This window comes from Vibrio tarriae, assembly GCF_002216685.1.
In the GTDB taxonomy this organism is placed as follows: Bacteria; Pseudomonadota; Gammaproteobacteria; order Enterobacterales; family Vibrionaceae; genus Vibrio; species Vibrio tarriae.
The window spans coordinates 1,587,160-1,607,133 of record NZ_CP022353.1; the positions used below are offsets into that span (position 1 = coordinate 1,587,160).

General features: G+C 49.4%; 17 protein-coding genes and 1 other annotated feature (1 of these 18 only partly in view). Of the genes, 13 read left to right on the plus strand and 4 right to left on the minus strand.

Annotated elements, in window-relative coordinates; genetic code table 11:
• Window positions 1-21 (plus strand) — a sequence feature (Trp leader region); it begins 82 nt to the left of the window's first position.
• Between the two features lie 84 nt (window positions 22-105).
• The 7 genes from CEQ48_RS12895 to CEQ48_RS12925 all read left to right on the plus strand — a co-directional run bounded on the left by CEQ48_RS12895 (window position 106) and on the right by CEQ48_RS12925 (window position 8,319).
• Window positions 106-1,677, plus strand: coding sequence for an anthranilate synthase component 1 (locus tag CEQ48_RS12895; RefSeq protein ID WP_033929579.1), 1,572 nt, complete (start codon window positions 106-108; stop codon window positions 1,675-1,677).
• A gap of 2 nt (window positions 1,678-1,679) precedes the next feature.
• Entirely contained in the window at window positions 1,680-2,285 is a 606-nt protein-coding gene (locus CEQ48_RS12900; protein WP_198301148.1) for an aminodeoxychorismate/anthranilate synthase component II, read from the plus strand.
• A gap of 20 nt (window positions 2,286-2,305) precedes the next feature.
• Window positions 2,306-3,304: an anthranilate phosphoribosyltransferase gene (trpD, locus tag CEQ48_RS12905; RefSeq protein ID WP_089071525.1), complete on the plus strand. Its 999-nt coding sequence runs from the start codon at window positions 2,306-2,308 to the stop codon at window positions 3,302-3,304.
• A 5-nt stretch (window positions 3,305-3,309) separates the two neighbouring features.
• Entirely contained in the window at window positions 3,310-4,719 is a 1,410-nt protein-coding gene (trpCF, locus tag CEQ48_RS12910) for a bifunctional indole-3-glycerol-phosphate synthase TrpC/phosphoribosylanthranilate isomerase TrpF (protein WP_089071526.1), read from the plus strand.
• Window positions 4,720-4,759: 40 nt separating this feature from the next.
• On the plus strand, window positions 4,760-5,950 hold the full coding sequence (trpB, locus tag CEQ48_RS12915; protein ID WP_055027193.1) for a tryptophan synthase subunit beta: 1,191 nt from the start codon (window positions 4,760-4,762) through the stop codon (window positions 5,948-5,950).
• Window positions 5,950-6,756: a tryptophan synthase subunit alpha gene (trpA, locus tag CEQ48_RS12920; RefSeq protein WP_089071527.1), complete on the plus strand. Its 807-nt coding sequence runs from the start codon at window positions 5,950-5,952 to the stop codon at window positions 6,754-6,756. The genes trpB and trpA overlap by 1 nt, the downstream gene beginning before the upstream one ends.
• Before the next feature lie 306 nt (window positions 6,757-7,062).
• Complete coding sequence (locus CEQ48_RS12925; RefSeq protein ID WP_089071528.1) at window positions 7,063-8,319, plus strand: dicarboxylate/amino acid:cation symporter; 1,257 nt, start codon at window positions 7,063-7,065, stop codon at window positions 8,317-8,319.
• A 100-nt stretch (window positions 8,320-8,419) separates the two neighbouring features.
• Here the strand turns inward: CEQ48_RS12925 and CEQ48_RS12930 are convergent, their stop codons facing one another.
• Window positions 8,420-8,998 (minus strand): thymidine kinase, encoded by a 579-nt coding sequence (locus CEQ48_RS12930; protein ID WP_089071529.1) that lies wholly within the window; start codon window positions 8,996-8,998, stop codon window positions 8,420-8,422.
• Between the two features lie 96 nt (window positions 8,999-9,094).
• Window positions 9,095-10,870, minus strand: a complete 1,776-nt coding sequence (gene aspS, locus CEQ48_RS12935; RefSeq protein WP_032477923.1) for an aspartate--tRNA ligase — start codon at window positions 10,868-10,870, stop codon at window positions 9,095-9,097.
• 288 nt (window positions 10,871-11,158) lie between these two features.
• Between aspS and CEQ48_RS12940 the strand changes: the two genes are divergently transcribed.
• From CEQ48_RS12940 to CEQ48_RS12965, 6 genes are all read left to right on the plus strand, one after another.
• The gene (locus CEQ48_RS12940) at window positions 11,159-12,028 is read left to right on the plus strand and encodes a DUF72 domain-containing protein (RefSeq protein ID WP_089071530.1); all 870 of its coding nucleotides are present in this window, start codon (window positions 11,159-11,161) and stop codon (window positions 12,026-12,028) included.
• A gap of 137 nt (window positions 12,029-12,165) precedes the next feature.
• Complete coding sequence (gene cmoA, locus CEQ48_RS12945) at window positions 12,166-12,894, plus strand: carboxy-S-adenosyl-L-methionine synthase CmoA (protein WP_089071531.1); 729 nt, start codon at window positions 12,166-12,168, stop codon at window positions 12,892-12,894.
• A gap of 111 nt (window positions 12,895-13,005) precedes the next feature.
• Window positions 13,006-13,977 (plus strand): tRNA 5-methoxyuridine(34)/uridine 5-oxyacetic acid(34) synthase CmoB, encoded by a 972-nt coding sequence (cmoB, locus tag CEQ48_RS12950; protein WP_089071532.1) that lies wholly within the window; start codon window positions 13,006-13,008, stop codon window positions 13,975-13,977.
• A 119-nt stretch (window positions 13,978-14,096) separates the two neighbouring features.
• Window positions 14,097-14,834, plus strand: coding sequence for an ATP-dependent zinc protease family protein (locus CEQ48_RS12955; RefSeq protein WP_089071533.1), 738 nt, complete (start codon window positions 14,097-14,099; stop codon window positions 14,832-14,834).
• Window positions 14,835-14,842: 8 nt separating this feature from the next.
• A complete protein-coding gene (locus CEQ48_RS12960; RefSeq protein ID WP_089071534.1) occupies window positions 14,843-16,351 on the plus strand; it encodes an inactive transglutaminase family protein in 1,509 nt (502 codons plus the stop codon).
• The gene (locus CEQ48_RS12965; RefSeq protein WP_000506956.1) at window positions 16,351-17,340 is read left to right on the plus strand and encodes an alpha-L-glutamate ligase-like protein; all 990 of its coding nucleotides are present in this window, start codon (window positions 16,351-16,353) and stop codon (window positions 17,338-17,340) included. The genes CEQ48_RS12960 and CEQ48_RS12965 overlap by 1 nt, the downstream gene beginning before the upstream one ends.
• An 80-nt stretch (window positions 17,341-17,420) precedes the next feature.
• Here the strand turns inward: CEQ48_RS12965 and serC are convergent, their stop codons facing one another.
• Window positions 17,421-18,515: a 3-phosphoserine/phosphohydroxythreonine transaminase gene (gene serC / locus CEQ48_RS12970; protein ID WP_198301149.1), complete on the minus strand. Its 1,095-nt coding sequence runs from the start codon at window positions 18,513-18,515 to the stop codon at window positions 17,421-17,423.
• 121 nt (window positions 18,516-18,636) lie between these two features.
• On the minus strand, window positions 18,637-19,902 hold the full coding sequence (locus tag CEQ48_RS12975; RefSeq protein ID WP_089071536.1) for a DUF945 family protein: 1,266 nt from the start codon (window positions 19,900-19,902) through the stop codon (window positions 18,637-18,639).
• Window positions 19,903-19,974 lie beyond the last annotated feature (72 nt).

Sequence of the window (19,974 nt, forward strand, 5' to 3'; positions counted from 1 at the left end):
AACTTGAGCGGGCTTTTTATTGGTTTTTTCCACCTATCACTGCTGTTTAGCTACTTTCTCATCGCGGTGATCAGTGCACAATCGAATCATGGTTAAGGAGGTCTTATGAATAAGGCCATCAACATAAAGAAAACCGCGCCGCTTGAGGTGCTACACAGTGAACTGCCTTATACGCAAGATCCTACGGCTTTATTTCATGCTCTTTGCGCTGGGCGCAGCGACTGCCTACTACTGGAATCTGCAGAAATCGACTCCAAGCAAAATTTGAAGAGCCTTCTGTTAGTGGATGCTGCCGTGCGCATTGTGTGTGAAGGCCATCAAGTGACCTATCATGCGCTCAGTGCAAACGGCCAAGCGCTGCTCAACATCATTCATGGCAACCTCACCGATCGGATTCCTTGCAAAGTAGAGAAAGCGAAACTTACCCTCACCTTCTCTACACCCTGTGATACGTTGGATGAAGACTCACGATTGCGCGAAGCGTCTTCTTTCGATGCGCTACGTTTAGTGCAGCACAGTTTTGATCTCACTGACCACGGTAAATTTGCGCTGTTTTTAGGTGGCTTATTTGCCTACGATTTAGTGGCTAACTTTGAGCCGCTGGGTGAAGCACCTGCCGACAATCAATGCCCTGATTACGTGTTTTATGTAGCAGAAACTCTGATGGTGATTGATCATCAGCGTGAAACTTGCCAACTGCAGGCGACCCAATTCCAACCGGGCGATGCGCTGCACAGCCAACTCAAAAGCCGGATGCGTGAAATTCGTGCGCAAGTGAATCAAAAATTGCCTTTGCCGAGTGCGCAATCTTTATCTGATGTGGAAGTGACCACCAATATTAGCGATGCAGCGTTTTGCGATATCGTGCGTGACCTCAAGCAGTACGTGGTCAAAGGCGATGTGTTCCAAGTTGTGCCTTCGCGCCGTTTTCGCTTACCTTGTCCTTCACCACTCGCTGCTTATCAACGGCTGAAACAGAGTAACCCAAGCCCTTACATGTTCTACATGCAAGATGAACGCTTTACCCTGTTTGGCGCATCCCCCGAAAGCGCGCTCAAGTATGAAATGCACACCAACCAAGTGGAAATCTACCCGATTGCAGGGACTCGCCGCCGCGGTAAACGCGCCGATGGAAGCATTGATTTTGACCTCGATGGCCGCATTGAGCTTGAACTGCGCACGGATAAAAAAGAAAACGCCGAGCACATGATGCTAGTTGACTTAGCACGCAACGATGTCGCGCGCATTAGCCAAGCCGGTACTCGCCATGTCGCTGACTTGCTGCAAGTGGATCGCTACAGCCATGTGATGCACTTGGTGTCACGCGTGGTGGGTCAGTTACGTGAAGATCTGGATGCGCTACACGCTTATCAAGCTTGCATGAATATGGGTACGCTGACTGGCGCACCGAAAATTCGCGCGATGCAGTTAATTCGCGACGTTGAACAAGCGCGTCGCGGCAGCTACGGCGGCGCGGTGGGCTATCTCACGGGTGAAGGCGATTTGGATACCTGTATCGTGATCCGCTCTGCTTATGTGGAAAACGGTATCGCCCAAGTCCAAGCCGGCGCGGGTGTCGTTTACGACTCTGACCCACAAGCCGAAGCCGATGAAACGCGCGGCAAAGCGCAAGCGGTAATCTCCGCCATTTTATATGCTCATCAAGGGAAGGAATGATCATGGCTAATATTCTGTTTATCGATAACTTTGATTCCTTTACTTACAACTTGGTGGATCAGTTTCGCTCACTCGGTCATGTGGTAACGATTTATCGCAACAACCTTTCTGCAGATGCTATCGAGCAAGCGCTGCAGCAACTGGATAATCCTGTGGTTGTCTTATCCCCCGGCCCAGGTGCGCCGTCTGAAGCGGGCTGCATGCCAGAGTTGCTGCAACGTCTGAAAGGCAAGGTGCCAATGATTGGTATCTGCTTAGGGCATCAAGCCATCGTTGAAGCTTACGGCGGTGTAGTTGCTGGCGCGGGTGAAATCATCCACGGTAAAGTGTCGATGATGGAGCACCAAAGCCACGCGATTTATCGCGGCCTCCCTTCACCACTGGCGATTGCGCGTTACCACTCACTGGTCGCAACGCAAGTACCGGCAACACTGACCGTGACGGCAGAAGTGAATGGCTTGGTAATGTCGGTGGTTAATGAAACTGACAAGGTGTGCGGCTTTCAATTTCACCCAGAATCGATCATGACCACCCACGGCGCTACCTTGCTGGCCAATGCCATTGATTGGGCATTGTCTGCAACGCCAGCACAGACTCAATTCGCGTAACCGCACAGGGAGAGAATGTTATGCAAACCATTATTAATAAACTCTATGAACAGCAAGGGCTTACGCAAGCCGAGAGCCAACTGCTTTTCGACCAAATTATTCGCGGTGAAATGGATCCTGTATTGATGGCGGCGGTACTGACTGCACTGAAAATCAAAGGCGAAACGCCAGATGAAATCGCGGGTGCGGCTAAAGCCCTGCTTGCCAACGCCAATCCATTTCCGCGTCCTGATTATGACTTTGCCGATATCGTCGGTACCGGTGGCGATGGCTCAAACACCATCAACATCTCAACCACCGCCGCATTTGTCGCCGCAGCGTGTGGCGTGAAAGTCGCCAAACACGGCAACCGTGGGGTATCGAGCAAATCCGGCTCTTCCGATCTGCTCAGCTCATTTGGGATCAACCTTGCGATGAGCGCGCAAGATTCGCGTCAAGCCTTGGATGATCTCGGTGTCGCTTTCTTGTTTGCCCCTCAGTATCACAGCGGTGTGCGCCATGCGATGCCGGTGCGTCAAACCATGAAAACTCGCACCATTTTCAACATCTTAGGCCCCCTGATTAACCCTGCTCGTCCCAATATTGAATTGATGGGCGTCTACAGCAAGGATTTGGTTCGTCCTATTGCGCAAACCATGTTACAAATGGGTCTGAAACGCGCGGCGGTGGTGCATGGTTCAGGTCTTGATGAAGTCGCAATTCATGGCGAAACGCAAGTGGCGGAAATTCGCCAAGGCGAATTGATTGAGTACACGCTCACTCCGGAAGATTTTGGTGTTAGCCGTTACCCACTGGATGCGATCCGTGGTGGAGAGCCAGAAAAGAATCGCGCCATCATCACCCAGATCCTAACGGGCAATGGTACAGCAGCACAAATGGCGGCAGTGGCCGTCAACGTTGCACTTCTTCTGCGTCTATTTGGTCAAGAAGATCTGAAAGCCAACACCCAACAAGCGATCGCCGTGATGAAATCGGGCCAAGCCTATGGATTGGTTCAGCAGTTAGCACAACGAGGTTAAGCAGAATGTCCGAGCAGTTGTCTGAGCATATTTCCGTACAAACCGCGCAAATGGCGCAAGTGCTGGTCAAAATCGTCAACGATAAATACCAATGGATTGAGGAGCGCAAAGCCAAGCAACCTCTTGCGAGCTTTCATCCATTACTGACTCGCTCAGAGCGCGATTTCTATCAAGCCTTGAGCGGCGATAACACCGTATTCATTCTCGAATGCAAAAAAGCCTCACCTTCAAAAGGATTGATCCGCGAAGCGTTTGATCTCGATTACATCGCCTCCGTGTATGGCGAGTACGCCAATGCCATTTCGGTACTGACCGATGAAAAGTATTTCCAAGGTCGTTTTGAATTTTTGCCACAAGTGCGCGCTCAGGTAACTCAGCCTGTCTTGTGCAAAGATTTTATGGTCGACCCGTATCAGGTTTATCTGGCGCGTCATTATCAAGCGGATGCGATTTTGCTGATGCTGTCTGTGCTCAATGATGATCAATATCGTGAACTGGCCGCTGTGGCGCACGACCTTGGTATGGGCGTACTCACCGAAGTCAGCAACGAGCAAGAACTGAAACGTGCAGTTGATCTGCAAGCGAAAGTCATCGGCATCAATAACCGCAATCTGCGTGATTTGACCACCGACCTAAATCGCACCAAGCAGTTGGCGCCGCTTATTCCACAAGGTACCATCATTATTTCCGAATCCGGCATTTACACCCACCAGCAGGTGCGTGATTTAGCTCAGTTTGCCAATGGTTTCTTGATTGGTAGCTCGCTGATGGCGCAAAGCAATCTTGAACTGGCGGTGCGAAAAATTGTGCTCGGCGAACACAAGGTGTGCGGTTTGACTCATCCTGATGATGCGGTTAAAGCCTACCAAGCAGGTTCCGTTTTTGGTGGCCTGATTTTTGTTGAGAAATCCAAACGCTTTGTCGATGTAGAACAAGCTCGCCTGATCATGAGCGGCGCGCCGCTACAGTATGTCGGCGTGTTTCAAAACCACCCAGCCGCGCAAGTCGCCGATATCGCGACCCAATTGGGCTTATTTGCGGTGCAACTGCACGGTGATGAAGATTTTGCGTATGTACGCGAACTGCGCGCTTCCCTTCCAGAATCCATTGAAATTTGGAAAGCGTATGGCGTCAGTAATGCTTTACCTGAGCTACTACCAGAGCACATCGATAGGCACCTGCTCGATGCCAAAGTCGGCGAACAAAGTGGTGGCACAGGACACAGTTTTGATTGGCGCTTGCTGCCCAAACATAGCGACTTGATGCTCGCCGGCGGCTTGAGCGCCGAAAATGTCGCCCAAGCGGCGCAACTTGGCTGCCGCGGACTCGATTTCAACTCTGGCGTGGAAAGCGCTCCGGGTAAAAAAGACGCCAACCAGTTACAACAGGTTTTCCAACAATTACGGAATTATTAGATTATCAGCATGGCAACATGCATAGAAAAGGAATGTAAGCATGGCTAAATTAAACGCCTATTTTGGCGAATTTGGTGGGCAGTTTGTGCCACAAATTTTGGTTCCAGCGCTAGATCAACTGGAACAAGCCTTTATTGATGCCCAGCAGGATGATGCTTTCCGCGCTGAATTTATGAGCCTACTGCAAGAATACGCAGGTCGCCCAACCGCGCTGACGCTCACGCAAAACATCACCAAAGGCACTAAAACTAAACTCTATTTGAAACGTGAAGATCTACTGCACGGCGGCGCGCACAAAACCAACCAAGTTTTGGGTCAAGCCCTGCTCGCCAAGCGCATGGGCAAACATGAAATCATCGCCGAAACTGGCGCAGGCCAACACGGTGTCGCAACCGCATTAGCCTGTGCGCTGCTTGGCTTAAAGTGCCGCGTGTACATGGGTGCGAAAGATGTTGAACGCCAAAGCCCGAACGTGTTCCGCATGCGCTTAATGGGCGCCACCGTGATCCCTGTTCATTCTGGTTCAGCAACTCTAAAAGATGCCTGTAACGAAGCGCTGCGCGACTGGTCTGGTAGCTACGAGACCGCGCATTATCTGCTTGGCACTGCGGCAGGCCCTCACCCATTCCCAACCATTGTGCGTGAATTCCAACGTATTATTGGCGAAGAAACCAAAAACCAAATCCTTGCTCGTGAAGGTCGTTTGCCCGATGCGGTGATCGCCTGTGTTGGCGGTGGCTCAAACGCCATTGGTATGTTTGCTGATTTCATCGAAGAAGAATCGGTACGTTTGATCGGTATTGAGCCAGCTGGTAAAGGCATTGATACCCATCAACATGGCGCACCACTTAAACACGGTAAAACCGGCATTTTCTTCGGTATGAAAGCACCGTTGATGCAAGATGAGCATGGTCAAGTAGAAGAGTCTTACTCTGTCTCGGCAGGGTTAGATTTCCCATCGGTGGGGCCACAGCATGCTTACCTGAATGCCATTGGCCGTGCGGAATATGAAAGCATCACCGATGATGAAGCACTCGATGCCTTCCAAGCGTTAGCACGAAACGAAGGCATCATCCCAGCGCTGGAGTCTTCACACGCTCTCGCGCATGCAATCAAAATGGCGTATGCCGAGCCAGACAAAGAGCAGTTGTTAGTGGTTAACCTTTCGGGCCGAGGTGATAAGGATATCTTCACCGTACACAAATTACTTGAAGACAAAGGAGCGTTGTAATGAACCGTTATCAAGCCCTATTTCAACGCCTAAGCGCCGCGCAGCAAGGCGCTTTCGTTCCTTTCGTGACCATTGGTGACCCAAACCCCGAGCAGTCACTCGCCATCATGCAAACCCTGATTGATGCAGGAGCGGATGCGCTTGAACTTGGCATGCCCTTCTCCGATCCATTGGCCGATGGCCCGACGATTCAAGGCGCAAACTTACGTGCATTAGCGGCGAAAACCACGCCAGATGTCTGTTTTGAGCTGATCGCGCAGATCCGTGAACGCAACCCTGAAACTCCGGTTGGTTTACTGATGTACGCCAACTTAGTTTACGCACGCGGAATCGAAGATTTTTATCAACGCTGCCAAAAAGCTGGAGTGGATTCGGTACTGATTGCCGATGTACCCACCAACGAAAGCCAGCCTTTTGTGGCGGCCGCAGAGAAGTTTGGCATTCAACCAATCTTTATTGCGCCGCCGACGGCAACCGATGCAACCTTACAAGCAGTGGCTCAACTAGGCAAAGGCTACACCTATCTGCTATCACGCGCTGGGGTGACTGGGGCTGAAACCAAAGCCAACATGCCTGTGCATGCCCTGCTTGAACGTCTGCAACAATTTGATGCGCCACCAGCACTGCTAGGTTTTGGTATTTCAGAGCCCGCTCAAGTTAAACAAGCGATTGAAGCTGGCGCAGCGGGAGCCATTTCCGGATCGGCGGTGGTAAAAATCATCGAAACGCATTTGGATAATCCAGCTAAGCAGCTGACTGAGCTGGCAAACTTCACTCAAGCCATGAAACAAGCAACAAAAATTTAACTTGCATTGTCTTAAATCAGCGGCGCATCCTTTGGTGTGCCGCATCATTTTATTAACAACCCAAAAAACACCAACAAACTCACACCAACAACACAAACCCATTCACCACATCAATAGCAAACGTTTCCCTTGTGGCTAAAAACGCCAAATTACTCTCGTTTTACTCCGCTATTGAGAAAACGCTCGATGTGCTTATTGCTAAATGTAAACATTCCGTGTAAAAAGCAGGAGCAAAATTTTTGCCCATTTAGTGATATGACACTAGTGGCTAACACTAGGAATTTACAATTTATTAGCACAGAGGTTATGGAAGTGTTAAAGACAAAGGGTTTACTAAACAACATCGGCGTGCAAGTGGTGATCGCCATGCTCGCGGGTACCGCAGTCGGTGCAGCAATGGGGCACGATGCGACACTATTTGCCCCACTGGGTGCGATTTTTATTAATCTGATCAAAATGCTGGTGATTCCCCTGGTGGCTGTGGCACTGATTTCTGGTGCAGCTGGTCTGGGTGATAGCCATTCTGCTGGTAAGGTCGGTGCAGTGACGTTAAGTTACTTTGCTATTACCTCTGCCGCCGCTGTAGCTCTGGCATTGATCATGGGTGAACTGTTCCAACCGGGTGTCGGAGTCGATGTTTCTGGTGTAGAGAGCATGTTCTCTGCGGAATACGCAGCGCAAGGTGAACTCCCCACTTTCTGGGCAACCATCATCGGTATGATCCCAACCAACGTTTTCCAGTCACTGAACGAAGCGAACATTCTACAGATCTTGGTTTTCTGTCTGTTTTTAGGCATTGCGATTTCTAAGCAAGCCAAAGAAAAACGTGACCCAGTGATCAACGCGGTGAACACCATTGTTGATGCCATGGTATGGATGATCAACAAAGTGATGCTGATTGCGCCTATTGGTGTATTTGGCTTGATGGCTGATGCCGTGGGTACATTTGGTTTCAGCGCGCTGATGGTGGTGTTTAAACTGTTCGTCGTTTACGTAGCGGCAATTGCAATTTTTGGCTTTGTGGTTTACCCAGTCATGATCCAACTGTTTAGCAAAACATCGGCGAAGAAATTCATTCAAGCAATGAAGAAGCCACAAGCGGTTGCACTGTCTACCGCTTCTTCAATGGCGACACTGCCTGTCACTATGGATACGGTGAAAAACGATCTGGGTGTGCGCAACTCAACGGCGTCTTTCGTACTGCCTTTGGGCGCGACCATCAACATGTCAGGTAACGCGATCTACTACGGTCTGGTGGCTATCTTCTTTGCTCAGTTGTTCAATATTGACCTGAGCATGGGTGCCTACATTGCGATCATCGTGACTGCTACTCTCGGTGCGGTTGGTCAAGCCGGTGTTCCGGGGCCATCTTTCCTTGTGGTGGCGGTACTGCTCTCTGCCGGTATTCCTATTGAAGGTCTACCACTGCTGTTTGCACTGGATCGTATTTTCGACATGATCCGTACTGCACTGAACATCACTGGTGATGCCGCTTGTGCAGTGATTGTAGATTCGATGATCACGGAAGAAGCAGCAACTGAGCTGGAAAAGCGTGAAGCTTAATCGCTGATTAGGATTGTTCATAAAAAAGCCAGACATTATCCGTCTGGCTTTTTCTTTATTGAGTCACGGGCAAATTATCCCGCGAAAGAGATGGGTTTACTTAGCGTCCCAACGCCTCTTTATAGTGCTGGCGACAGACTGAAACATACTTATCATTACCGCCAATCGCGACCTGATCCCCTTCGCTGATGGCGTTGCCATGCTCATCGGTACGGATCACCATATTGGCTTTGCGTCCACAGTGGCAAATGGTTTTCAGCTCAATCAGTTTATCCGCCCATGAGAGCAGATATTTACTGCCTTCAAACAGCTCACCAAGGAAATCGGTACGTAAGCCGTAACACAGCACAGGGATATTCAGTTTATCCACCACTTCGGTCAGTTGGTAAACCTGCTCTTTAGAGAGAAACTGACACTCATCCATCAAAATACAGTGACGAGGTTCGGCCTCATGCAATTTTGCGATCACTTGGAACAGGTTGCTATCAGCATGGAAAAGGTGTGCTTCGGCCTCAAGGCCAATCCGAGAACTCACTTTGCCAACACCAAAACGATCGTCGATCGCGGCGGTAAAAATCAGTGGGTTCATGCCACGTTCTTGGTAGTTAAACGCCGATTGCAATAAGGTAGTCGACTTACCCGCATTCATTGCCGAGTAATAAAAGTACATCTGAGCCAAAGAAGAAATCCTGTTTGTATCATTTTACTGTCTGCGCTCTCGTGCTGCGCAGGTTAAAAAAAAGGGTGGCTAATGCCACCCTTTGCAAGGCGTTGATTACGCTTTATCTTTCGTTGCAAGCTTGACCGCAATCGCCAACTCTTCGAGAGCGGCTGGGTTCGCCAAACTTGGTGCATCGGTCATTAGACACGCGGCGGCTGTCGTTTTCGGGAAGGCAATGACATCACGGATGTTTTCCGTGCCGCACAGCAGCATCACCAGACGATCCAGACCAAATGCCAGACCGGCGTGTGGTGGTGTACCAAACTTCAGCGCATCGAGCAGGAAGCCAAACTTGAGACGTTGCTCTTCTGGCGTGATACCCAGAATGTCAAATACGGCAGATTGCATTTCCGCGTTGTGGATACGTACTGAACCACCACCGACTTCGTAGCCGTTCAACACCATATCGTAAGCGTTTGACAGCGCCTCTTCTGGGTTGGCTTTCAACTGCTCAGGAGAGAGGTTCAGAGGGGATGTGAATGGGTGGTGCATTGCCGCCACGTTACCTTCGTCATCACCTTCGAACATTGGGAAATCCACGACCCACAGTGGCGCCCACGCGGATTCGTTGGTGATACCTAACTCTTTACCCGCTTTCAGACGCAGTGCGCCCAGCGCTTCAGCCACCACTTTGGCAGAATCGGCACCGAACAGAATGATATCGCCAGTTTGTGCTTGAGTACGCTCGATGATGGCTTGGATGATCTCTTCAGTGAGGAATTTCGCCACTGGAGATTGGATACCTTCCATACCCGCGGCCAAATCATTCACTTTCAGCCATGCCAAGCCTTTCGCGCCGTAAATAGCCACAAATGCGGTGTACTCATCAATTTGTTTACGGGTCAGCGCTGCGCCACCTGGGATGCGCAGTGCAGCCACGCGGCCTTTTGGATCGTTCGCTGGACCAGAGAAGACTTTGAAATCGACGTCTTTCAGCAGATCCGCTACATCCACCAACTCCATTGGGTTACGCAGATCTGGCTTGTCTGAGCCGAAACGACGCATCGCTTCGCTGTAAGGCATGATTGGGAAATCGCCCAGATCCACATTCAGCAGTTCAAGCCACATCTCACGAATCATCTTCTCCGTCACAGCACGCACTTGTTCTGCGGTCATAAAAGACGTTTCAATATCGATCTGGGTAAATTCAGGTTGACGGTCTGCGCGCAAATCTTCGTCACGGAAACATTTTACGATTTGGTAGTAACGGTCAAAGCCAGACATCATCAGTAGCTGTTTAAACAGCTGTGGTGATTGTGGCAGCGCGTAGAAGCTACCTTTGTGGACACGGCTTGGTACTAGGTAGTCACGCGCGCCTTCTGGTGTTGCTTTGGTCAACACTGGGGTTTCGATATCGAGGAAACCGTGTGTATCCAAGAAACGGCGCACAAAGCTGGAAGCTTTGGCACGCAGTTTGATGCGGTCACTCATCTCAGGACGACGCAGATCCAAGTAACGGTATTTGAGGCGTTGCTCTTCTGAGTTCTTCTGGTTGAAGTCGAGCGGCAGAACGTCTGAACGGTTAATGATCTCAAGGCTACGCGCCAACAGCTCTACTTCGCCAGTCGCCATCTCTTTGTTGATTTGGCTTTCTGGACGCGCACGCACTTCACCGGTCAGTTTGATACAGAATTCGCTACGCAGTTGGTTAGCCACGGCGAACACATCTGCCATATCCGGATCCACTACTACCTGAACAACACCTTCACGATCTCGCATATCAATGAAGATTAGACCGCCTAAATCACGACGGCGATTAACCCAGCCGCACAGCTCTACAGTTTGTCCTACCAAGGACTTGTTCAGGTGACCACAATAATGGCTACGCATAGTGAATTTCCCAATCTCAATTAGTCATCAAATTTAACGCTGAAAGGTCGTGGTGTGCTTAGCAGACTGCCATTTCAGCAAAGTTCCATTTATACGCCGAAAGGGATTTAAGATCGACCTTCCCACGTACAATTTGTTGTCTTTTCTTACCCCTTGCTGCTTTTTAACGCAATAATCCTCTTAAGTAGAGGTTAAAGGCTAACCAGAAGGGAAAAATAGGCGCTGATTATAGCGCTAAAATCTCGTATTCTTCAAAACTCTCGTGATGATTTAAGGAGCCCGAGCAGAGTGACGCCCTCTCTTCCCTTGCGACTCGGTTTAACCCTGTGGTCTCACCCTGCATGGCAGAGTGAATTTTATGGTAGCGGCACGCAAGCCTCTGAACGCCTTGCCAAATACGCCAGCGTTTTTCACACGGTTGAAGGCAATACCACTTTTTATGCATCACCCTCTCCCAGTACTGTGCTCAACTGGCGCGCGGCCACTCATGACGACTTTCGCTTCACCTTTAAGCTGCCGAAAAGCATTACCCACCAGCATTTACTGCGCGATTGCAAAGAAGAGCTGCTGAGTTTTTTGCGTTTAATGCGGCCCTTGCACGACCGAATTGGCATGTGGACGATTCAGCTGCCCGCCGCTTTTGGGCCTGAACATCTGGCGCAATTGAAAAACTTTCGAGACTGGTTTCCAACGGATTTTCCACTGGGCGTGGAGGTGCGTCATCTGGCCTTTTTTAGCAAAGGTGAAGCGGAAAAAGCGCTCAATCAATGGCTGATTGAGCAAAACATTGATCGCATCATTATGGACAGTCGCCCTGTTTTTGCGGCGCTGCCGAATACCGAAGCGGTGATTGATGCGCAGCAGAAAAAACCGAAAGTGCCGGTTCATGCGATTGCCACCGCCAAGCATCCGATGATCCGTTTTATCGGCCATCCTGAGATTGAGGCCAACCTACCCTTTTTCGGTGCTTGGCTACATAAACTGCCCGAGTGGATTGCGCAAGGTAAGCAGCCTTATCTAATGATTCATACACCGGATAATGATTTCGCGCCTCAGCTGGCGGTGCAACTTTACCAACAATTACAACAGGCTATCGCGCTGCCTGATCTGGCGCCGTTTCCCGCAATGCCCGAACAGCCACAACTGAGCATGTTTTGAACTCACGAGCCGGCACAGCTGATTTCCCCTAAAGGTGATGTGTTTAATGACAGACGCTGTGATTTTTCATAAAATACGCGCCTTTTATTGCGCCTGTTCATCGGGATCAGGTACAAGACGCTGCCATGAGGTCTGCTATGAACCCAAAAGATACTCTCTTTTCCGCACCCATCGATAAAATCGGTGATTTCACCTTTGACGAGCGCGTGGCTGAAGTTTTTCCAGACATGATCCAACGTTCGGTGCCGGGTTACAGCAACATCATCTCCGCGATTGGCATGCTGGCGGAGCGCTTTGTAAAGCCTCATTCCAAGATTTACGATTTAGGCTGTTCACTGGGTGCGGCAACCCTTTCTATGCGCCGCCATATCAAACAAGAAGGCTGCCAAATCATTGCCGTCGATAACTCAGCGGCCATGGTGGAACGCTGCAAGCTGCACCTCAACGCTTATCGCTCTGACACACCAGTGCAGGTAATCGAAGCGGATATTCGCGATATCGCGATTGAAAACGCCTCCGTCGTAGTGCTCAACTTTACCTTGCAGTTTCTCGCGCCGGATGATCGCTACGCGTTGCTAGAAAAAATCTACGCCGGATTACGCCCGGGTGGCATTTTGATCTTATCGGAAAAATTTGTGTTTACAGATCAAGAAGCACACGAACTGCTGATCGATTTGCACCACGATTTCAAACGTGCCAACGGATACAGCGAGCTGGAGATCAGCCAAAAGCGCAGCGCGATTGAAAATGTGATGCGCCCAGATTCCATCCAGACCCACAAACAGCGTTTTGCCACGCTCGGCTTTTCAAGCTTTGAAGTTTGGTTCCAGTGCTTTAACTTTGGCTCTATGTTCGCCATTAAGTAAATCGCTTATTTTGTTGACTATTTTTGTCATTTATCTTCATGTTAGCGACTCTCTGCGCCACGCATGATCCTGAAGTCATGTGCAGAGAGCATAGTTTAGGTATTTAGCCCCATGTTCAACTTTGCCAACGTTTACCAACAGATCGCTCAACATCCGCAGTTACAGTTGTGGCTCAACACCCTGCCTCAGCAATTGACGGATTGGCAAGCTAAGCAGCACGGTGATCTCGATCGCTGGATGCGTAACCTCAAGAAAATTCCGGTCGGTCAACCGGAGGTGATTGATCTGAAAAATGCGGTAGCGGCACACAATCATCAGCCACTCGCGCAAGGTGAACAGAAGAAATTGGAAGCGGTGCTCAAAACCTTTCACCCTTGGCGTAAAGGTCCTTACCATCTGCACGGCATTCATATTGATACCGAATGGCGATCCGATTGGAAATGGGATCGCTTACTGCCACACATCTCGCCACTGAAAAACCGTTTGGTACTTGATGTGGGTTGTGGCAACGGCTATCACATGTGGCGTATGTTGGGTGAAGGGGCGCAGCAAGTGTTCGGCATTGACCCTTCCGAGCTGTTTCTGATCCAGTTTGAAGCGGTACGTAAACTGCTGGGCGATGACCAACGCGTTCATCTCTTGCCACTCGGTATTGAACAGATGCCGGAGTTGAACGCCTTTGATACCGTGTTCAGCATGGGCGTACTTTATCATCGTCGCTCACCACTCGATCATTTGCTGCAACTGAAAAATCAGTTGGTTTCTGGTGGTGAACTGATCTTAGAAACCTTAGTGGTGGAAGGGGATGAAAATACGGTACTGGTGCCGTTTGATCGCTACGCCCAAATGCGTAACGTCTATTTCTTCCCTTCTGCACTGGCTCTTAAAGTGTGGTTAGAGAAGACTGGATTTGTCGATGTGCGTATTGTGGATGAAAACACCACAACATTAGGCGAGCAGCGCACCACCGAGTGGATGACACACAATTCACTGCCCGATTACGTTGACCCACAAGACCCAAGCAAAACCATCGAAGGTTATCCTGCGCCACGCCGCGCCATTCTGATTGCCAAAAAACCATAATTGACACAGTTTTAACTCGTATATCTGGGTATAACGTTACCCTTGGCAAAGGATGCGCTAAGCATCCTTTGCTATAACTTCTTTATACAACCACTCATTAGAAAATAATAAGGTCGCAAATGTTTAAGCGAATTGCACCCTTTGCCGCATTGAGTTTGCTCTCGGGCTGCGCACTCACCAATGGCGATGAATACCATCAAGCGACGCTCGCCGCAATTCAAAGCTCTGAAGCCAATATGACCCAAAAAATGACGAACGTAGAATCACAAATGGGTCTACAAAATGATTATATTGAAAGCCTTGAAAAGCAGATTCTTGAGTTAAAAACTCAAGTTAGCCAAATTAAAATGCCGCCACCGCCTGTTCCGAAACAAGCCTCTACCGCTAAGCCGTCCAATGATAAGAACGCGGCCATAACCAAACCTCGCCACGATGTGGTGTTGGGCGAAATTGAAAGTGTCACTATTGATGCGATTAAGCAAACCTTCGATGCTCGTATCGATACGGGTGCCGCCACCTCATCACTGAACGCCGTCGATATTGAAGAGTTCGAACGCAATGGCAAAAACTGGGTGCGCTTCCACCTTGCTGATGAGAAAAACCCTAAAACAGAGGCTAACTGGATTGAAGCGCCCGTCTTGCGTTATGTGCGTATTCGCCAATCAACCAACGAAAATACCGAACGCCGCGCCGTTGTCGAGCTGTGGGTAAAACTGGGATCTATTCATGAGAAAGCGCAGTTTACCCTCGCCGACCGTTCGCAAATGACACATCCCGTACTGCTTGGCCGAGAATTTATCCGTGATATCGCACTGGTCGATGTCAGTCGCAAATACATTCAGACCGAACAAAAATAGGCAAGATGATGACTTCGAAAATTCCTTTTTATATTTCTGTCTTTCTGCTCTTTGCTACAGGTATCACATTGAGTGTTTTGCGCCATCAAGATTATGGTGTGCCATGGACACCCGGCGAAACTCGTCAAGTATGGGATATTGAAGCGAGGATCGAGTTTGCAGCGCAAGGGAAAGAGGCCAAAGTTTCTCTTGCCGCACCGCTCACGCAAGAAGGCTATACCCTGATCAACGAAACTGCATCCTCACCGGGTTACGGCATTTCTTACTTAGATACTGAATCTGGTCGCCGTATTGAGTGGTCGATTCGTCAAGCGAGTGGCCCGCAAATCATCTACTACAAAGCGCAATTTCTGGTCGACCCGCAAGCCAAAGCAGTGCAAATTCCGCCAACGCAACCTATTGTAAAGCCGGCCTTTGATGGCCCAGAAGAGTCAGCCGCTGCCGCCTTGATCGACAGAGCTTCTCAGCGCTCAGCCGACCACATCACTTTTACTCGCGAGCTGATTAAAGGGCTCAACGATAGCGAAAGCCAAAACGCCTCTCTGCTGCTGAATAAGATGAGTAAAGTGGATGCCATGCAAAAACTGCTTTCTTACGCACAAGTGCCTAATAAAGTGGTCGGCGTGATCCAGTTGGAAGATGGTCGCCGCCGCCAGTCGATTCAACATATGAATGAAGTGTGGAATGGCAACACGTGGATCCTATTTAACCCAGAAACAGGTAAACAGCCGACCCGTCCTAACTTGCTTGTTTGGGATGAATCTAATATCTCTCTGCTTGATGTGGTTGGTGGGCAAAATAGCCAAGTCATGTTCAGCATGATTTCGCAAAAAGTGACACCCCAACACGCTACTGACAGTAAGGCCGCGGCTGATGGCTTACTCAATCTCTCAATCCATAGTTTGCCGCTTGAAGAACAGGCCATGTTCAAGACCATCATGTTGATCCCGATTGGCGCGCTGATCGTGGTTTTTTTGCGCGTGATTGTCGGACTCAAAACCTCGGGTACTTTCATGCCCGTATTGATCGCGGTTGCCTTTGTACAAACCCAGCTCACCACCGGTATTGTCGGCTTTCTACTGATTGTGGGCACTGGCTTAATCATTCGTAGCTACCTCTCCAAGCTCAATCTCTTACTGGTTGCACGGATTTCAGCCGTGATCATAACCGTGATTTTGATTATTTCGGTGTTTACTGTGGTGGCGTTTAAAGTCGGTTTAACCGAAGGCTTAACCATAACTTTCTTCCCGATGATTATTTTGTCGTGGACCATTGAGCGGATGTCCATTCTGTGGGAAGAAGAAGGCGCTAAAGAGGTGCTGCTGCAAGGCGGTGGCTCACTGTTTACCGCTATTTTGATCTATCTGGCGATGACCAACACGTATGTACAACACTTAACCTTTAATTTCATTGGGTTACAGTTGGTTGTTCTCGCGGCAATCCTACTGTTGGGAACTTACACCGGTTATCGAATTTCTGAGCTGCGTCGCTTCAAGCCTTTGGTGGAGGAGAAGTAATGGGGTTCTCCTTTTCGTTCTCGGATTACACCTCCCCTTTTAAGCTACGCCGCAAAGGGATCATGGGGATGAATAAGCGTAACCACGCTTATATCGGACGTTACAACGATCGTTCCAAGTACCCTTTGGTGGATGACAAGCTCAAAACCAAGCTGATCGCTCAACGGGCTGGGTGTACAGTTCCAAAGCTCATCGGCGTGATCAGCAATCAAGCCGAAGTGAAACACATCCATGAGATGGTCAAAGACTGGCCGGGGTTTGTGATTAAGCCTGCGCGCGGCAGTGGTGGTAAAGGCATTTTGGTCGTCACCTCCCATCAAGCCGGTGTGTATACCAAACCCTCAGGTTCGACCATGAATAAAGAGGATGTGGAACGCCACATCAGCAATGCTCTCGCCGGACTTTTCTCTCTTGGCGGCAAAAACGATGTGGCAGTGGTCGAAAACTTAATTCAGTTTGATGACTGTTTTGAGGGGTTCAGCTATGAAGGCGTACCCGATGTGCGGATTATCGTGTTCAAAGGTTATCCGGTCATGGCGATGATGCGCCTCTCCACTTCCGCTTCGGATGGTAAAGCCAACTTACACCAAGGTGCGGTCGGCGTGGGAATTGATATTGCCACCGGTAAAGCGGTGCGTGCCGTGCAATTTAATAAACCCGTTACTCATCACCCCGATACAGACAAAGAGCTGGCCACCTTAGTTGTCCCACACTGGGAAAGGCTGCTGACATTAGCAGCCAGCGCTTGGGAGATGACTGGATTAGGCTATCTCGGAACTGATATGGTACTGGATAAAGAAGAAGGGCCGATGGTGTTAGAACTCAATGCGCGCCCCGGACTCGCGATTCAGATTGCTAATGGCGCAGGACTCTTGCCTCGTTTGCAGCACATTGAAAGTTTAGGTTCTTCACTGATCTACCCAACACCCGCCGAGCGTGTAGCCTATGCAGTGCGTAAGTTTGGGGTTCACTCACCGATAGCGCAGTAATCCTGATTTTATTTACCGCGCCAACATGACAAAAGGCTTCCGAATGGAAGCCTTTTTCGTGAGCTATCAACCACATACCATTAAGCGTATTGCGCTTCAAACTCTTTCATAAAATCGACCAGCGCTTGCACACCCTCTAGCGGCATCGCGTTATAGATAGAGGCACGCATCCCCCCCACAACGCGGTGCCCTTTCAATGACACCAAGCCACGCGCTTCAGCCAGTTCCAAGAAGGTATCGTCCAACTCGGGTTTCGCCAGTTGGAATGGGACGTTCATCAGCGAGCGGTTGTCTGGATGGATCTCGTTACGGTAGAAATCGGATGAATCAATATAGCCATAAAGCAGCGCCGCTTTTGCGCGGTTCACTTCTTCAATCGCTTTGACGCCACCTTGTGCTTTCAACCATTGGAAAACAAGGCCGGAGAGATACCAAGCAAAGGTAGGTGGGGTATTAAACATCGACTCTTGCTCAGCAAGAATTTTGTAATTCAGTACTCCCGGTAACAGATCGCTAGCCAAATCCAGCAAATCATCGCGCACGATGGCGATACAGATCCCCGCAGGTCCAATATTCTTCTGCGCGCCAGCGTAAATCACGCCGAATTTCGATACATCAATTTCACGAGATAAAATGGTCGAAGACATATCGGCAACGATCGGTTTGTCTGTGACAGGCAAATCGTTGATTTCGATGCCATCAATCGTTTCATTCGGGCAGAAGTGCACATAGGCAGCGTTGTTCGCAATGCGCCATTCGCTCGCAGGCAATACGGCGATTTTGCCTTCTTTTTCAGTTTTGGCGTCAAAAACATCGACAGTGCAATATTTCTTCGCTTCTTTCACTGCGCTCATCGCCCAGTAACCTGCATCAATGTAGGTTGCCGTCTCTGCATCCCCGAGCAAGTTAAGCGGTACAGCCGCAAACTGTGCACGCGCTCCGCCTTGGCAAAACAGTACTTTGTAATTATCTGGGATATTCAGAAGATCGCGCAGATCGCGCTCAGCCTGCTCGGCTACTTGAATGAATGGCTTACTACGGTGGCTAATTTCCATCACCGAAGTGCCAAGATGATTCCAGTTTACAAACTCCGCTTGTGCTTGCAGCATCACAGCCTTAGGCAAGGCGGCGGGACCCGCACTAAAGTTATAAACCGTATCGGTGTTGTGCTCCATGTGTTCATTGCTCCTGCTAACGAAAAGTGTTGTGATTAATACCACTTTTTACGCCAGATAAAAAGCGAGAAAAGAGGCCTTAACGCCTCTTTCCCCAAGCAACGAACGACCGCGCGAGTTTTTAGCCTTGCGACATCATCAGCGGCATTAACAACATGACGAGTGGCATGGTTTTTCCGTTCGGGAATACCACATTACCCTCTTTGATTTCCGCTTGTAGGGTGTAGCCTTTATCATCTTGAGTCATCATTTCCATCATCATGAGCTGGTCAATCCCTTGTGCAATAAATGGGAAAGCCGTCACCAACTGGTTGGAAATATACGTTTTAGTCTGCCCAGTCAGCGCTGGGATGACCGCCATCGGATCTTGCAATAGATTTTCCGTCCCTTCAGGCACATTCAGTCGCCAGTTCGATGCAAAATCACCACCAGAAATATTGGCCGAGAAGTTATCCACTGAAACGAAAAATCCTTTCCTGAACAGTGCTTCCACTTGTGGCAAGATCTGCTCAACATCCTGCTCGGTCATCTCTGGCGCACCTTGATAAAGTTTAGACAGCGCTTTGGTGGCCGTGGTATCCAAATCCCCCAACGTGAAATCTAAAGCGAACTCTTTAAACTCGCCACCGCTGTATTTCGCATCGGCAATCTTCATCTTGTGAGCTGTAGTAAAACGAGTCTGTGTGGTATCCAATCCTGAAGTGAAATGGTAAGTAAAACCACCCATATCAAACTCCGTTTGCCCCGCTTGGTTGACACTCAGTTTATCCAGCTTGAAATTCTGTGCGCCTAGCCACAAACCATCACTCTCTTTACCTTGACCGTCACCGATGATCTGGCTGAGTACCATTTGTGCTTGGTTTTCAAAATCCAAAATGATCTTTGGTACGTTCAGTTGGAACGTCATTTCACCCAATGTCGTTAAAGAACCGCTCATTTGCGCCGGTTCAATGGTCACCGCGACCGGCTCTTCACCTTGGAATACGTAGTTCCACTGTTCCAGCTTCACCGTGTAATCGGTGTTACCGTTTAATTTGGTATTCGAAAGAATCTGCAGTGGAAACTCAGGGAATTGCGGCAGTGTTGATACCGCTGACACCCCCATCAGGCCATGAGTCAGTGTACTGTCGACTAAAATTTCGGTCGGAATACCTTCCGCTTCTAACTGCACCACAATCGTCGGGTCTGTGATTTTGTAACGCGTCTGCATTTGTGATGACAGATAACCGCGCTGATAGTTAACCAGTTCAGCCTTGGTTGATGAGCTTTCAAAATTGTTGAGGCCATCTTTGATTGCAGATTCACCGATTTGACCCACCGCGAGTGGCCAACACAAACCTAGCGCAACAGCCCCACCCACTGCACCGATCATTTTTATTGATTTCATAGTCGAATATTTCCTTGGGATTGAGTTTCCTTAGTTTAGGTGACGAAACTCGTACAAGATACAAATAATTGT

Excerpts from the sequence above, each read along its gene's own strand:
- CEQ48_RS12975 (WP_089071536.1), bottom strand. The coding sequence starts at position 19,902 with ATGAAATCAATAAAAATGATCGGTGCAGTGGGTGGGGCTGTTGCGCTA.
- CEQ48_RS12900 (WP_198301148.1), top strand. The coding sequence starts at position 1,680 with ATGGCTAATATTCTGTTTATCGATAACTTTGATTCCTTTACTTACAAC.
- CEQ48_RS12895 (WP_033929579.1), top strand. The coding sequence starts at position 106 with ATGAATAAGGCCATCAACATAAAGAAAACCGCGCCGCTTGAGGTGCTA.
- cmoA (WP_089071531.1), top strand. The coding sequence starts at position 12,166 with ATGAACCCAAAAGATACTCTCTTTTCCGCACCCATCGATAAAATCGGT.
- trpCF (WP_089071526.1), top strand. The coding sequence starts at position 3,310 with ATGTCCGAGCAGTTGTCTGAGCATATTTCCGTACAAACCGCGCAAATG.
- CEQ48_RS12965 (WP_000506956.1), top strand. The coding sequence starts at position 16,351 with ATGGGGTTCTCCTTTTCGTTCTCGGATTACACCTCCCCTTTTAAGCTA.
- CEQ48_RS12925 (WP_089071528.1), top strand. The coding sequence starts at position 7,063 with ATGGAAGTGTTAAAGACAAAGGGTTTACTAAACAACATCGGCGTGCAA.
- trpD (WP_089071525.1), top strand. The coding sequence starts at position 2,306 with ATGCAAACCATTATTAATAAACTCTATGAACAGCAAGGGCTTACGCAA.
- trpB (WP_055027193.1), top strand. The coding sequence starts at position 4,760 with ATGGCTAAATTAAACGCCTATTTTGGCGAATTTGGTGGGCAGTTTGTG.
- CEQ48_RS12955 (WP_089071533.1), top strand. The coding sequence starts at position 14,097 with ATGTTTAAGCGAATTGCACCCTTTGCCGCATTGAGTTTGCTCTCGGGC.
- trpA (WP_089071527.1), top strand. The coding sequence starts at position 5,950 with ATGAACCGTTATCAAGCCCTATTTCAACGCCTAAGCGCCGCGCAGCAA.
- cmoB (WP_089071532.1), top strand. The coding sequence starts at position 13,006 with ATGTTCAACTTTGCCAACGTTTACCAACAGATCGCTCAACATCCGCAG.
- serC (WP_198301149.1), bottom strand. The coding sequence starts at position 18,515 with ATGGAGCACAACACCGATACGGTTTATAACTTTAGTGCGGGTCCCGCC.
- CEQ48_RS12960 (WP_089071534.1), top strand. The coding sequence starts at position 14,843 with ATGACTTCGAAAATTCCTTTTTATATTTCTGTCTTTCTGCTCTTTGCT.
- aspS (WP_032477923.1), bottom strand. The coding sequence starts at position 10,870 with ATGCGTAGCCATTATTGTGGTCACCTGAACAAGTCCTTGGTAGGACAA.